The sequence below is a fragment of the Nostoc flagelliforme FACHB-838 genome (genome assembly GCF_014698065.1).
Classification (GTDB): domain Bacteria; phylum Cyanobacteriota; class Cyanobacteriia; order Cyanobacteriales; family Nostocaceae; genus Nostoc; species Nostoc flagelliforme_B.
This window is the reverse complement of record NZ_JACJSI010000164.1, coordinates 1-13,954: the sequence shown is the minus strand read 5'-3', so window position 1 is coordinate 13,954 and position 13,954 is coordinate 1. Positions and strand designations below refer to the sequence as shown.

15 protein-coding genes and 1 pseudogene are annotated in these 13,954 nt (G+C 41.0%); 6 read left to right on the top strand and 10 right to left on the bottom strand.

Annotated features, from left to right (window positions below; translation table 11 throughout):
• Window positions 1-110: 110 nt before the first annotated feature.
• Both H6G97_RS34940 and H6G97_RS53360 read right to left on the bottom strand, forming a co-directional pair.
• On the bottom strand, window positions 111-1,172 hold the full coding sequence (locus tag H6G97_RS34940) for a hypothetical protein (protein ID WP_242055656.1): 1,062 nt from the start codon (window positions 1,170-1,172) through the stop codon (window positions 111-113).
• Window positions 1,169-1,369, bottom strand: coding sequence for a hypothetical protein (locus tag H6G97_RS53360; RefSeq protein WP_242055655.1), 201 nt, complete (start codon window positions 1,367-1,369; stop codon window positions 1,169-1,171). The genes H6G97_RS34940 and H6G97_RS53360 overlap by 4 nt, the downstream gene beginning before the upstream one ends.
• A gap of 249 nt (window positions 1,370-1,618) precedes the next feature.
• Between H6G97_RS53360 and H6G97_RS34935 the strand changes: the two genes are divergently transcribed.
• The 3 genes and pseudogenes from H6G97_RS34935 to H6G97_RS53355 form a co-directional block, all read left to right on the top strand.
• Window positions 1,619-1,870, top strand: coding sequence for a hypothetical protein (locus H6G97_RS34935; protein WP_190945001.1), 252 nt, complete (start codon window positions 1,619-1,621; stop codon window positions 1,868-1,870).
• A complete protein-coding gene (locus H6G97_RS34930; protein ID WP_190944999.1) occupies window positions 1,851-2,114 on the top strand; it encodes a Txe/YoeB family addiction module toxin in 264 nt (87 codons plus the stop codon). Before H6G97_RS34935 ends, H6G97_RS34930 begins: the two co-directional genes overlap by 20 nt.
• A 228-nt stretch (window positions 2,115-2,342) precedes the next feature.
• Window positions 2,343-2,513: pseudogene (locus H6G97_RS53355) on the top strand (DUF5678 domain-containing protein); the annotation flags it as partial.
• 54 nt (window positions 2,514-2,567) lie between these two features.
• Here the strand turns inward: H6G97_RS53355 and H6G97_RS34920 are convergent.
• A complete protein-coding gene (locus H6G97_RS34920; protein ID WP_190944997.1) occupies window positions 2,568-3,446 on the bottom strand; it encodes a LysR family transcriptional regulator in 879 nt (292 codons plus the stop codon).
• A 103-nt stretch (window positions 3,447-3,549) separates the two neighbouring features.
• Here H6G97_RS34920 and H6G97_RS34915 point away from each other — a divergent pair, with 103 nt between their 5' ends.
• Window positions 3,550-4,344: a methyltransferase domain-containing protein gene (locus H6G97_RS34915; protein ID WP_190944995.1), complete on the top strand. Its 795-nt coding sequence runs from the start codon at window positions 3,550-3,552 to the stop codon at window positions 4,342-4,344.
• Window positions 4,345-4,360: 16 nt separating this feature from the next.
• Here H6G97_RS34915 and H6G97_RS34910 read toward each other — a convergent pair whose 3' ends face one another.
• From H6G97_RS34910 to H6G97_RS34895, 4 genes are all read right to left on the bottom strand, one after another.
• Window positions 4,361-5,101, bottom strand: a complete 741-nt coding sequence (locus tag H6G97_RS34910; RefSeq protein WP_190944993.1) for an amino acid ABC transporter ATP-binding protein — start codon at window positions 5,099-5,101, stop codon at window positions 4,361-4,363.
• A 22-nt stretch (window positions 5,102-5,123) separates the two neighbouring features.
• Window positions 5,124-6,275 (bottom strand): amino acid ABC transporter permease, encoded by a 1,152-nt coding sequence (locus H6G97_RS34905; protein ID WP_190944991.1) that lies wholly within the window; start codon window positions 6,273-6,275, stop codon window positions 5,124-5,126.
• 65 nt (window positions 6,276-6,340) lie between these two features.
• Window positions 6,341-7,258: an amino acid ABC transporter permease gene (locus H6G97_RS34900; RefSeq protein WP_190944989.1), complete on the bottom strand. Its 918-nt coding sequence runs from the start codon at window positions 7,256-7,258 to the stop codon at window positions 6,341-6,343.
• A 110-nt stretch (window positions 7,259-7,368) separates the two neighbouring features.
• Window positions 7,369-8,448 carry an amino acid ABC transporter substrate-binding protein gene (locus H6G97_RS34895; protein ID WP_190944987.1) on the bottom strand — a complete coding sequence of 360 codons (1,080 nt, stop codon included), beginning with the start codon at window positions 8,446-8,448 and terminating at the stop codon, window positions 7,369-7,371.
• A gap of 562 nt (window positions 8,449-9,010) precedes the next feature.
• On the opposite strand from H6G97_RS34895, the gene H6G97_RS34890 reads away from it, so the two are divergent.
• Both H6G97_RS34890 and H6G97_RS34885 read left to right on the top strand, forming a co-directional pair.
• On the top strand, window positions 9,011-9,568 hold the full coding sequence (locus tag H6G97_RS34890; RefSeq protein WP_190944985.1) for a type III secretion system chaperone family protein: 558 nt from the start codon (window positions 9,011-9,013) through the stop codon (window positions 9,566-9,568).
• A 77-nt stretch (window positions 9,569-9,645) separates the two neighbouring features.
• Window positions 9,646-10,290: a DUF3318 domain-containing protein gene (locus H6G97_RS34885; RefSeq protein ID WP_190944983.1), complete on the top strand. Its 645-nt coding sequence runs from the start codon at window positions 9,646-9,648 to the stop codon at window positions 10,288-10,290.
• 415 nt (window positions 10,291-10,705) lie between these two features.
• On the opposite strand, the gene H6G97_RS34880 is transcribed toward H6G97_RS34885, so the two are convergent.
• From H6G97_RS34880 to H6G97_RS34870, 3 genes are all read right to left on the bottom strand, one after another.
• Complete coding sequence (locus H6G97_RS34880; protein WP_190944981.1) at window positions 10,706-11,278, bottom strand: Uma2 family endonuclease; 573 nt, start codon at window positions 11,276-11,278, stop codon at window positions 10,706-10,708.
• 196 nt (window positions 11,279-11,474) lie between these two features.
• Window positions 11,475-11,726 (bottom strand): hypothetical protein, encoded by a 252-nt coding sequence (locus tag H6G97_RS34875; protein ID WP_206759140.1) that lies wholly within the window; start codon window positions 11,724-11,726, stop codon window positions 11,475-11,477.
• A gap of 137 nt (window positions 11,727-11,863) precedes the next feature.
• A complete protein-coding gene (locus H6G97_RS34870) occupies window positions 11,864-13,675 on the bottom strand; it encodes a HEAT repeat domain-containing protein (RefSeq protein ID WP_242055650.1) in 1,812 nt (603 codons plus the stop codon).
• Window positions 13,676-13,954 lie beyond the last annotated feature (279 nt).

The following is a 13,954-nucleotide window of genomic DNA, read 5'->3' as shown; positions in this document are numbered from 1 at the left end:
GCGGATACTTCTGGATATAATCAAAAACCATAACTAATACAGAAAAATGGTAGACACTTACTTAAACGTTTTACCATTTTTCTTTTCCTAAGTTAATATTTCGGACAAGTCTAAGGTTTGGATGGAATGATGTACATTAATTCTGCGCCTTCTGGTTTAATTTCTGTAGACGGAGTTAATTTAAGCCAGTCATGAAAACTGATTCCTAATTGGCATATTGCTTGTACTTCTGTTTGGTAAGATTCAAAACGGCGATTGGTTTCAATCATAGATTCCATTACCTCAAATACTTGGGGAAGACGTTTGTAAGCTTCTTTTTCAAATCTCCCTGTGAATGGAGTAGGATTTCCTCCGAATATGCCCCATTGAATTTCACTACGATCTACAATTGCCGATGGAAGGGAAGATAGCCATTCATCATGACTTTGAGTCAGTTTAAACATATTCTCGCGTTGTATCTCGAAAACTGTATTTTCATTAAAATTCGGGTCAATCCATTGGTAAATTTGGGTTAGTTTATGCAAATCAATCTGACCTTTAAATTGAGGATGTAAGTATGCTGCTGGATTAGAAATAAGCATGACTTCAATATATTTTTGAAGCAGCAACCTGATAAATTTTGCCCCTTCTTGAAAACGACGAAGCGCTGTTTCATGTTCTTCTAGTTCTAAATGACAACGTGCTTCTGCAATATAGGCTAGAGATAATGTCAGTATATATTTGTCAATAATTGGGCTTTTCTGAGAAAGTTCATTAACTGTGTAATCTTTGTAAATATGTTCTGCTTCTAAGAAGCGATTGATAGCTTGTAAAGCGCTGCTTCTACGGTTTTCAACTCTAGTCATCGTAAAGGCATTAAGTGCTAATTCGATTCCAGCATGGAAGTTAGCATAGAAGCTGAGGTCAATTTTGCGATTAATTTTATTTAATAATTCTGCTGCTTGTTTTAATTGGTTTTCTATCTCATTGATACGCTGCGATATAACAGCAAAACCCATCACAGATACCCCAAGATTAAGTACACTAGCAGCACTAGTTATCTGCAAAATACCTTGAGTTACTTGTAAACTTTGCCCAATTACCCCTAAATCTTGTTCAATACCACCTAGTCGTCGATTAACATCAGCAAATCCTTTAGTTGAAATTGCTGTGTTTGCTCCTGAAACAATCAAATTGAGTACACCAGTAACAGGATTGTAGCGAAAGACATAGCTTGAGGAGCAAGTGAGCGATTGTCCCGCAACCAAGTAACAATTTTCTTACTAGCTACTTCTCTAATTACATCTCCAACCCGTTCAAAAGTTCCATCTTTCAGTCCTTTAGCAATCCAATCAGCAAGCATAAAGGTTACTGTAACTGGTAAAGTCATAATCTTCTCCAAGTTGATAAATACTCAGTAGGGCTATATCTGGCAAAAAGTCGCTTGGATTCTCCGCAGCAAATAACCGCACTTTATTCAGTATTCCCAATTTGAGTTCTATTCTGTCTAATAGCGATCGCTCTTTCTAACGAACCGCCAAGACGCCAAGAAAGAAAAGCGATCGCCCAAATATCATCTGATTCATCTACAGTTACAATTACAGTTACAATAAAATAGTAAAAATAGGAGTAAATATGTATGCTTACTGGAATTAAACAAAAGGCTATTGTAGGCAAAGATGGCAAAATTGAACTTTTAGCAACCGAACTAGCAGAAGGAACAATCGTAGAAGTTATTGTGCTAGTCGAACCATCAATTGAAGAGGATGAAACTACTTATCTTTTAAAATCAGAGGTTAATAGAAAACATCTGCTCAAAGCTTTGGAAAATGTACAAAAAGGAAACCTAATTTATGTAGATTTAGATGAATATGAGAAAAATTACCTTTGAACCAGAAGCTTTTGAACAATTAGGTCAGTGGGCAACAGAAGACAAGAAAATTTTCAAAAAAATATTAGCACTGATTAGAGATATACAAAGAGATCCTTTTGCAGGGATAGGGAAGCCAGAACCATTAAAATATGAACTACAAGGTTACTGGTCAAGGCGGATCACAGATGAACATAGATTAGTTTATAAAGTGCAAGAAGATTTATTGATTATTTTGACTTGCAAATATCATTATGAGCAATAAAGGTTATTGAGGCTGGGATATTGTTTTAGTTAAAGCGATCGCTCTTTTTTAACTAGAAGATGCAGAGCGATCGCAGATACAATCATAAGTAAAAGGCAAGCTGGTAGAAAATGGCTGAAATTATCACCAAAATCTATGAATAAAACACCATCTCCCGATGAAATTAAGCAAATGCTGAAATGGCTAAACCAGAATCGCCAAATGTTATTAGATTGATATAAGAATAAATATGTTGCTTATAATGCTAATGGCTTAATCGCTCATAATGAAAACTTGCATGAAGTTATAGAATTGGCAGAGGCTTCAGAACAGCTATTTGTAATTTACTTAGTTCCTCATCGCACTGCTTCTATCCAAATTCTACCAATTCGCTTTCGTACAATCGCTTGGCATGACTAGCAACAAAATTATCAATTATTTTCACATGGCGTGGAGACAACTAATCAATTAACCTCAGACACTTCTCACAACTTGCAAAAACTTTTGTAAAACAGGTGTCATATCCTCTTGTTGCCATACTACAGCCGTTTCTACTAATGGTGTTTTCTCCTCTACAGCGCGATAAACTACACCAACCCTCTGAAGATTTTGCAATGAAGACGGTGCGATCGCAATCCCCATTCCCGCCGAAACCAACCCGATAATCGTCTGCATCTGAATCGCTTCTTGAGTCACTTTCAGGCTGAAATTTCCTTGCTGGCAAAGACTTACGATTTGGTCATAAAGTCCTGGCCCCAAGTAGCGAGGGAACATGATAAAGTTTTCGTTTACTAGCGATCGCACTGAAATCTTTTCTTGTTCAGCTAAGGGATGAGTTTCTAACATAGCCACAATTAAAGCTTCTTGCTGAATGCACTCTTGATTGAGTGTGTTGTCTTCTAACGGTGGATGGGCAAAGCCTATATGGATGCGACGTTCTTGTAGCGCTTGTTCCTGCTGAGTTGTGGTTAATTCCTGCAAAATCAACTCTACTTCTGGAAACTGTTCTCGAAACCGTCGCAAAATTACAGGAAGCAAATCGTAAGTTACCAAACTGGTAAACCCGATTCGTAGTTGTCCCTTTTCACCTCTTCCCGTTTTTTGAGTTAGCTCAATTGCTTTTTGGAGTTGAGCCAAAAGTTGATAAGCTTCTTGCAAAAAAACTTGTCCAGCTTCTGTTAGCTGTACCTGTCGCTTGGTTTTGCGATGAAATAGTTCTACTCCCAATTGCGCCTCTAGTTGCTGAATTTGCTGGCTTAAGGGCGGTTGAGCAATGTGCAATCGCTCGGCGGCTCTACTGAAGTGCAGTTCCTCAGCGACAGCGATAAAGTAGCGCAGGTGTCGCAGTTCCATTTTTTTGATATTTTATAAGTTTCAATTCTCTATAAATATATATTGGACATCTCAAAATTACCTACCTATGATACTCATACAGCTATCCTAGGGAGTCAAAGCTATGCCAGAAAGGTATACTCCAGGCTATTCAACCAATGCGACGAATTTTATGGCAAAACGCAACATAGATACTCATGCTGCGTTTTTCACGCCTTATTTACGTCCAGGCATGAATTTACTAGATTGTGGCTGCGGCCCTGGTGCGATCGCTTTGGGTTTAGCAAAAGCAATTTTCCCTGGTATGCTTACGGGTATTGATCGCGAAGTTTCTCAAATCCAGATAGCTGCTGAAAGTTCTTTTAACCAAGGTATTAGTAACGCTAATTTTCTGGAGGCGAATATTTATGCTTTACCCTTCCCGGATAACTCGTTTGATGCAATCTTCTCCCATGCACTATTTGAGCATCTTCAAGAACCGGCGCAGGCGTTAGGGGAAATGTGGCGAGTTTTGAAACCAGGGGGAATTGTAGGGCTTCGTAGTCCTGACTGGGGTGGGTTTTTGATTGCACCATCTACACCAGAACTGGAAAAAGCATTTTCTTATTACAAATGGCTTCAGCAGCAGAATTCAGGGAATCCTGATGTAGGTAGAGAGTTACGCGCTCTGCTGCGCCAAAGCGGATTTACTAATATTAAAGCTTCGGCTTCTTATCAATGTTATGAGCCACTGAGTGAAGCTACAGAATATTTGGCGCTGCGAATTGAGGCTTCTGCAAAGGTGGATGGAGCTATAGAGAAAGGTTGGGCTGATGAGCAATCGCTTACAGCAATGAGTCGTGCTTTACGAGAATGGAGTCAGCACCCAGATGGATTTTTTGCTGCTGCTTGGTGTGAAGTTGTGGGATGGAAAAGTTAGATTAATCAAAGATTTTCTAGAGAATTTGTGACAAAAATTTGCGTGTTCTATCTTCTTTGGGGTTGCTGAAAAATGCGTCAGGGGTGGCTGACTCGACGAGGGAACCACTATCCATGAGAATAACTCGATCGGCGACTTCACGCGCAAATCCTACTTCGTGGGTGACGACTACCATAGTCATTCCATCACGGGCGAGATTTCGCATTACATCCAAAACTTCTCGTACCATTTCTGGATCTAAAGCTGAGGTGGGTTCGTCAAATAGCATAATTTTGGGTTGCATGGCTAAAGCACGAGCGATCGCTACCCGTTGCTGTTGTCCACCAGATAACTGTCCTGGATATTTTTGCGCCTGTTCTAAAATTCCCACTCTTTCTAATAGTTGCATTGCCAATTCTTCAGCTTTTGCCTTTGGCGATCGCCGTACCCAAATTGGTGCTAAAGAGATATTTTGCAATACTGTGAGATGAGGAAATAAATTAAATTGCTGAAAAACCATTCCCACTTCTTTGCGAATCGTTTCAATATTTCGCAAGTCATGACTGAGGGTAATGCCATCAATTGCAATTTTTCCCTTTTGGTATTCTTCTAGAGCATTAAATGTGCGAATAAAGGTAGATTTACCTGAACCAGATGGCCCCATCAATACTACTACTTCTCCACGATTGACTGTCAAGCTCACACCCTGAAGAACATGAAATTTTCCATACCACTTGTGAACATCTTCAGCAATAATTATTGGTTGTATCTCTGACATAATTACAACTCATAACTCCTAACTAATTACTCAACTGTCTTTCTAACCGCCGAGAAGCCAACGACATTGAGTAGCAAAATACCCAATAAATAAAGCCAATAAATAGATAAACTTCTGCATAGCGTCCGAGAAATTGTGGTTGTGCCAATATGGAACGCGCAATACCTGTGAGTTCCACTAATCCCACCAATGATAAGAGAGAAGTGTCTTTAAATAAACCGATAAACTGACCAACGATCGCAGGAATCACACTACGCAATGCTTGAGGTAAAACGATTAACAAAACCACCAAAACTGTATTTAATCCTAGGGCTTTTGCAGCTTCAATTTGTCCACGAGGAATTGATTGCAGTCCACCGCGCACGTTTTCTGCCATGTATGCGGCACTAAATAATACTAGTCCAGCAATTGCTCTTAATACCCGATCTAGACGCACGTCTGCTGATAAAAACAAGGGAAGCATTACCTGAGCTAGGAACAAAATCCCAATCAGTGGTACTCCTCTGACAATTTCAATGTACAGGATGGAAAACCAACGTACTACAGGCAAATTGCTTGTGCGTCCTAAAGCGAGTAAAATCCCAATAGGAAAGGAAAGCACAATACTGACTGCTGCCATTAGTAGGGTAAGTAGTAAACCGTTCCACAAATTTGTAGATACAGGCTGCAATCCAAATCCACCGCCAAGTAACCATAAAATTATCGGGAAAGATAATAACCATAATAGGGAAAGCCAAGGAGTTAGTACCTTAGTAAAGTTCCCTCCAAGCCAAAAACCTACAAATACTAAAAATGCAATTAACAATAACCAAATGCGGGATGTAAAGTCTAGTGGTAAAACAATTAAGAAAACGCTGATTATAAAAACAAACAAAGCAATCCCACGTTTTATTAACTGTTGTTTACCAAAGAATACACCCGCAGTTATAGCGCTTAAAATCGAAGCGATCGCCAGTACAATCCAAGTTCGCCAATATAGTGTTTGCGGAAATCTGCCAACTAAAAATAAACGTAAATTAACCTGAATTACCGCCCATTGTGCTTGACTAGTTGCCCAGGTTAGAATTCCTCGCAGTATCCAAAACAGTAACACTAAACAGACAACAGTTAATAAGCTGTTGTACCAAGTGCTGAACAGGTTTTTACGTAGCCAGCTTAATTTGTCATTTGTCATTTGTCATTTGTCATTTGTAAAGACTGATACTTCAACTTTGGAGTTTAGCTGCTTCTTCATCGCCCTTATCTCTCTTTAATTTGCACGCTGCGATTGAATAAATTCATGACTACAGAGATAGTCAAACTCAGAGTGAGATAGGTGAGCATAATCAGTAATATCACTTCTACGGCTTTCCCCGTTTGGTTAAAAGTGGTAGAGGCGACAAAATAAATATCGGGGTAGCCGATTGCGATCGCTAAACTGGTATTTTTTGTCAAATTCAGATATTGACTCGTCAACGGTGGAATGATTACCCGCAAGGCTTGGGGAAAAACTACCAGCCGCATAACTAATCCTGGTTTTAATCCTAGCGATCGCGCTGCTTCCCATTGTCCCTTCGGTACTGATTGAATCCCACCTCGAACAATTTCCGCAATAAACGAACCTGTGTAAAAAGTTAATCCCAACAGCAAAGCTGAAAACTCTGGTGATAGCGTAAACCAAGGAAGTTCTAAACCATTTTGACTAATGCCAATAAAGCCCCAAAGGGATATCTTATTTCCTGTTTTCGGGAAACTGAGAAACACAGCAAAATACCAAAACAGCAATTGCAGCAGTAAGGGCGTATTGCGGAAAACCTCTACATAAACCATTGCGATATTCCGCACTAACCAGTTGTCAGAAAGTCGGGCAATCCCAGCACTTACCCCAACAATGGTTGTCAGAAAAATTCCTGCAACTGCCACTCGCAAGGAGTTAATTAACCCCACCCACAAAGCATGACTGTAGGTGTCAGTGGGTTTGTAACTAATCAGCGTCTCGCCAATATCAAAAGATGCTTGTTGCTTAAGAAAATCAAATCCAAATGGAATACCCAATTGCTGCAAATTGCGCTTAAGATTGCCCCACAATATTACTACTACAACTGCTGCTAAAAATACAGCAATAAGTTGTAAAGCAATGCGCCAAAAACGGATATCACGCCATATAGAATTAGTCATTTGTCATTTGTCATTAAGCATTAATCAATAATTCTTCTTCCCCTGCCTCCCCTGCCTCCCCTGCTCCCCCTGCTCCCCCTGCTCCCTACTCCCTGCCCCCTTGCCCTCCTCTACCGGAACGGCGGAGAATAAAGCAGTCCGCCTTTGCTCCAGAGTTGATTTTGACCACGAGCTAGATTCAGTTTTGTCTTGGGGCCGAGGTTGCGATCGTAAACTTCGGCGTAGTTACCGACGTGCTTAATTATTCTGGCTGCAAAGTCGTTTGTTAAGCCGAGTCCTTCGCCAAGGTTGCCCTCAGTTCCTAAAAAGCGTTTAATATCCGGGTCGTTACTAGCAGCAAACTGACCTACATTCTGCGAAGTAATGCCTAATTCTTCAGCTTTTACTAAAGAATAAACTACCCACTTAACAGCATCACCCCACCTAATATCTCCTTTGGCGACTGCTGGTGCAAGGGGTTCTGAAGAAATCACTTCATTGAGAATCACGTTATCTTCTGGTTTAGGTAAAATCGAGCCTCTAGAAACCAATGCTGAACGGTCAGCCGTAATGCCATCGCAACGACCTTCGGCATAAGTAGCAAAGGTAACGTTAACATCTTCAAAGACAACGGGTTTATAAGTGATGCCCCTTTTCCGCATTTGGTCTGTTAAGTTTTGTTCGGTAGTCGTACCAGTTTGAACGCAGATTGCTTTATCCTTCAGGTCTGCAAGGGACTTAATGTTGCTATTTTTGCGAACCATTATGGCTTGGCCGTCGTAAAAGACCACAGGTGCAAATTCTAGACCTACAGAGGTATCGCGGCTAAGTGTCCAAGTAGTGTTGCGGCTGAGAACGTCTACTTCGCCAGTTTGCAAAGCTGTAAACCGCTCTTTGGAATTGAGATTGCGAAATTCTACTGCATCTGGGTTGTCAAATAAAGCTGCGGCGATCGCGCGACAGATATCTACATCAATGCCGCTATATTTACCATCAGTTCCCACAAAGCTAAACCCTGGTACTTCACCACTGACACCGCAAATTACCTGACCACGGCTTTTAATATTATCCCAGCGATTTCTAGTTGCTGGTGCTGCTGGATTACTGCCTGGAGTGCCGGGTGTACTTGCTGTTTGTCCTGAATCTCCACCACAAGCTGCGATCGCAAAGACTAGGGGTGCGATCGCTAGAATTAAAGCTGAGTTACGCATGAATTTCATAAATTACTAGATAATAAAAAATGTATTGCTCACTACAATCATTTAGTGAAAACAATTTGTTGCTTGTAATATAAAACTCTACCAGTCTATGTGCTATATTTATTCACTGTTAAAAACGGTAGTTTAAGCTTTTATTTATCTTTTCAAAAGCTCTAGATATCATATAAAAATCATCTCAACTAAGCTTGATCTTTCAGGTTTGATTTAAAATACTGCCACAATGCTTGAAGCAATACATTTATTCAACCTAGAAGGAAATATTAAAACTTAAGCGAGTTATTGCTATATCCTTCACTGGCTAAGATTTTAAAAATAGTGATTATCGCTTCTTTAATAATGAGCAAGAGTCCTTTAGAAAATATCATTCACAGCACCAAATGCTCATCTCTTTTATTTTTCCTATCTTCAATCCTCAGTACCCAGTACCCAATCCCTAATTCCCTAATTGCACACTTCTATGCGATCGGAAGTATCTACACCAACCCAAACAAATACCCCTAGCAGGTTAAACTAGGTCTGGTAACAACTGCTCCACGTTCCTTATGAGGCTTTTATGGGAGCTAACCTCAAACAGATTGCCGATTATTTAGACAACCTTGGTTGGGACTACCGTTTTGATGATGAAGAAGACCGAATTATAACAGGTGTGGAGGCTGATAACTTAGAAGATTTCTTAATAGTTGTCCAGTTGGATGAAGAGGGAAAATTTTTCCGGGTATTTGCGCCTCAAGTTCTGTCAGGAATTCAAGACCATCCTCACAAGGGAGCTATCCTACAGACAATGCTAGCCATTTCCTGGGAAACCAAAATGTTGCAATGGGAGTATGACCCATCGGATGGCGAAATCCGTGCCATTATTGAGTTTCCTCTAGAAGACTCGATTCTCACAGAAAAACAATTTCACCGTTGCCTGAGTGGGTTAATTCAGATTGTGGATGGTATAGCAATACCTCGCTTGAAAGAAGTTATGGCAACAGGTCTTGATCCGGGGAATATAGAACTTGGGGAAAGACTATTACTCAGTATCCAAGAAGAAGCCCCAGGATTATTAGATTTGCTGGAAAAGGCAATGGAAGCGCGAAAAAAGCGAGGAAGTTTTCCCAGCGAGTGAGACGGATCATCACTTAAATCGCTATACTCCAAAGTGATACCCTCACTATATACTGAAATTTTCTGGGGCTGGATATTATGACATCCTATGCAACCTCCTCTGCTAAAGCGGAAATGAGTGAACTACGGCGGTTGAAAGGCTTACTACCGCCAGAATTACAGAGCTGGGTCACGGTTGAAGGCACAACTGAAGTCAATCCACCCCTGGTTCGTTGCGAAGAAATTGGTAAAGACCAAGTAGAAATTCAAATTGACTTGGTGAAATGGGATGCCCTCGCAATGGATCAGCGTAATCTGCTGTTCTGGCATGAAGTTGCTCGCGTTCAAAATGACACAATTCCTAAAGATGGTTGGGAAATGGCAGCACTAGCCATTGGTTTAGGTGGTGCTGTAGGCGAATTGTGGGTACAAGATGGATTGCTGCTGGTGTTAGCTTTGTCGCTTTGTGGCGTGTCAGGCTGGCGACTGTACCAAAAGAATAGTGGGGAAAAGCAGCTGAGAGAATTGCTTAATGCTGATGAGAAAGCGATCGCTTTGGCAACTCGTTTTGGTTATAGCCTCCCCAATGCCTACAAGAGTCTTGGCAGCGCCTTAAAAACCCTGATTGACAGTACTCCTAGTAAGCGCCAAAGGTCGAAATACGAAGCAAGACTCTCTGCCCTCAAGCGCAGTGCTAATAAGGCAAAAGCTAAATCTAAAACTACAGATGAGGGCGCACTGTAGAAACCATAAATTAGAGTTTGTTTGAAAAGTGATTTGCTGTATCTTTAGCATTTATTTATCTTCCCAAGACCGCGCTGGCTCCCCTTAAAAAGGCTATGGTGTCTAGAGTTGCGTCACAGGCTTTTGATCCCCCCAACTCCCCTTAAAAAGGGGGGCAAAAAGCTTTCAAAGTCCCCCTTCTTAAGGGGGATTTAGGGGGATCTAAAATGTTTTGTTACCGTGAAGAGGATTTTTCAAACATCCTCTAAAAGTTGCGGAATGTAGGCGAAGCCTTCCCGTTCGCGTAGCGTCTCTGTCAGGAGAAGGGAAGCGATCGCAATGACTGAAATTGCCACGCTTTACTTCGTTCCGCTCGGAATGACATCTTATATTTAATTGCGTCTACTTACTTCTTTTAACTGAATATTAATCATTTTTATTGATTAGTTTTTGTTGGTTTTAGCCATGCAAAAACCTGCGTAACTGTTAAATTAAGTTGCAAAAATTCAGGTACAGGCAATACTTCATCCCCAGTCATCTCTATAGGTTGCTGTCCTGGCAAAAATACTAATACTAAGCGTTCATCTGGATCGATCAACCACCCTAATCGAGTACCGTGTTTTAGACAGTGAAGAATATTTATAATTACCTTGGTTGTATTCTGTTCTGGTGAAAGAATTTCAATTGTCCAATCAGGGTAAATTCCAAAAGTATTTTCAATTTCCCCATTAGCATCAAAGGGAATCCGTTCCCAAGCAAATACACTCACGTCTGGTACAATCGAACGTCCACCAAATGTGCAGCGTAATTCTGGAAAAGCCAAAGCAATTTCTTGTTCTTCAGCAATTTGGCTAATTGCGTTACAAAGTTTTAGTTGTAGTCGGGAATGTTTGCCTTGTGGCATTGGTTTCTGGTAGATACGACCTTCAATAAATTCACTAGTAGGCTCTGTTTCTCGCAGTTTGAGGAACTCTGCCAAGGAGATTGATTTATGCAGCGTACTTGTCATAGCTGTGCAAGTGCCATATTTGATTGGAATCTTAGCATTTTCTGTCTTTGGATTTTAGGGTGGTAACGATCGCATAAGCATTTGCCACAAATAGATAAGCTCTGGTAACGAAACCGCTCTATTGATAAGCTTTGCTTAAGCGTTGTCACAAATAGATAAGCGTTCTTAACGAAACAACTTAATTGATAAGTTTTGTTTAAGCGTTGTGAACGAAGACATAAGTTTTGTCACAAAAACACAAGCATTTTGGACGAAACAACTTGTGTTCTGGACGAACGGATAAGTTTTCTGTAACAACGGATAAGCATTTTGGACGAAACAACTTGTGTTCTGGACGAACGGACAAGTTTTCTGTAACAACGGATAAGCATTCTGGACGAAACAACTTGTGTTCTGGACGAACGGACAAGTTTTCTGTAACAACGGACAAGCATTCTGAACCAAACAACTTGTGTTGTGGACGATTGCACAAATTGTGGTGACGACAACAACTTTATTTTTAACGTCCGCTTCTGTTTTGGTAACAAATTGACAAGCTGTTGCGTCACGCCAACTTTCTTTGTAACGTCGCTGCTGCAAAAGTATTTAAATTATTTTTGTGAAGAGGATTTTCTTTAAGCTTCGCATTGTATGAGTAACAATATTATGCTGATGCCAAGCTCGATAGAAATCGGGGTAAGGCATATTCTGAGCGCATTTCCAAGCTAAATTGTAGTAATCATCATTTAATAGCCAATAATCACTTAAAGCTTTGACTACCTCAAAGCGATGCTTATTATTCTGTATAATTTCCCCTAAGCTAGATGCTGCCAGCCAACGGGTGTAGTGATCCACAGTAGCTGATTGCAGCAGTTGCACCAAGGCGGCGATTGCAATTTCATTGCCAGGGTCGATTTTCCCTAAGCTATCTGCTGCCTGCCAACGGGTATAGCCATCCACAGCTGATTGCAGCAGTTGCACCAAGGCGACGATCGCTGTTTGATTACCTGGGTCGATTTTCCCTAAGCTATCTGCTGCCTGCCAACGGGTGTCGTCATCCACAGTAGTTGATTGCAGCGGTTGCACCAAGGCGGCGATCGCTATTTGATTACCTGGGTCGATTTTCCCTAAGCTATCTGCTGCCTGCCAACGGGTATAGCCATCCACAGCTGATTGCAGCAGTTGCACCAAGGTGGCAATCGCTGTTTGATTACCTGGATCGATTTTCCCTAAGCTATCTGCTGCCTGCCAACGGGTATAGTCATCCACAGTAGTTGATTGCAGCAGTTGCACCAAGGTGGCGATCGCTGTTTGATTACCTGGGTCGATTTTCCCTAAGCTATCTGCTGCCTGCCAACGGGTGTCGTCATCCACAGTAGTTGATTGCAGCAGTTGCACCAAGGCGGCGATCACTGTTTGATTACCTGAGTCAATTTTCCCTAAGCTTTCTGCTGTCTGCCTACGGGTTTCGTCATCCACAGTAGTTGATTGCAGCAGTTGCACCAAGGTGGTGATCGCTGTTTGATTACCTGGGTCGATTTTCTCTAAGCTTTCTGCTGTCTGCCTACGGGTGTCGTCATCCACAGTAGTTGATTGCAGCAGTTGCACCAAGGTGGCGATCGCTGTTTGATTACCTGGGTCGATTGTCCCTAAGCTTTCTGCTGTCTGCCTACGGGCGTTTTTATCCAAAGAATCAAATTGTAGGAGTCGCAGTAAGGCAATGATAAAAAATTCATTGCCAATGCTGATTTGCCCTAGATTTAATACTACACGCAAACTGGTCTCTTCATCCAGATGATTTGATTCTAGCAATTGCTTCAAGGCTGTGATTGCTGCTGTACGGTTTATCTGTTTCAATGCTGACCTAGCTTCCTTTGTAATAATTGCTTTGAGAGAACTGATCCAGTTTTGTTTTTTATCTAAATAACCAAAGCCCCATTTTATAATTTGTGCTACTATTTCATCTGCTTTATAGTAATCCCTAAATTCTGCAATTCCTGCGGCTGCTAAAAAATAGGCGCGGTATTCATAAAATCCTTTATCTACATCTTCGCTATTCCAGGCAGTACATCTGTCTTTAAAGTTTACTAAAGCATCGATAAACTGTTGCTTTTGCTGTTTGAGGTTTTCTTCTTCTCGTCCCAACCAAAGTAATATTGTTTGCTTCCATTGCGGTTCAAAGATCCGATAAGTTCCATGACTAGGATTTTTAGGAACGTGATTAAGAAAAAAATGCCAGTCATCAATTGCTTTAGCAGCAAAGTACTCTTGAAATGAGGCATGAAAAAAAGCGTAAACAGGTTTTCTATTTGTATCTATCCCGACACAGTTCAGCCAGCCGCGATTTAATGCCAATTTCAGCAGCGAGTTTTCATCATCAGCATCACCTAAAAACTGAGTAATAAAATCCTGCCGCAAGCGAAAACGGGTTTCTTCTTTATCTAATATTGCTGCTTTAGCTAATTCTCCCAGTTTGACATTAAGTTGCTGACGCTGTTTAGAGTTTGTTACAAATTCGGCTTTTTTCCACTTATCGAAGTCATCAACAAATTGCTGATAGAGTCCCGCTTGAGTATCGGGTAATTTATAGCAACAGACAAGGCGGTTAGGACGCTAGGCGAAGTACATATTCCATAGCATCCCTGATACAGTCAAATTGAATAAGTTGTTGACGAATTCGACTCTTCAACCATGACC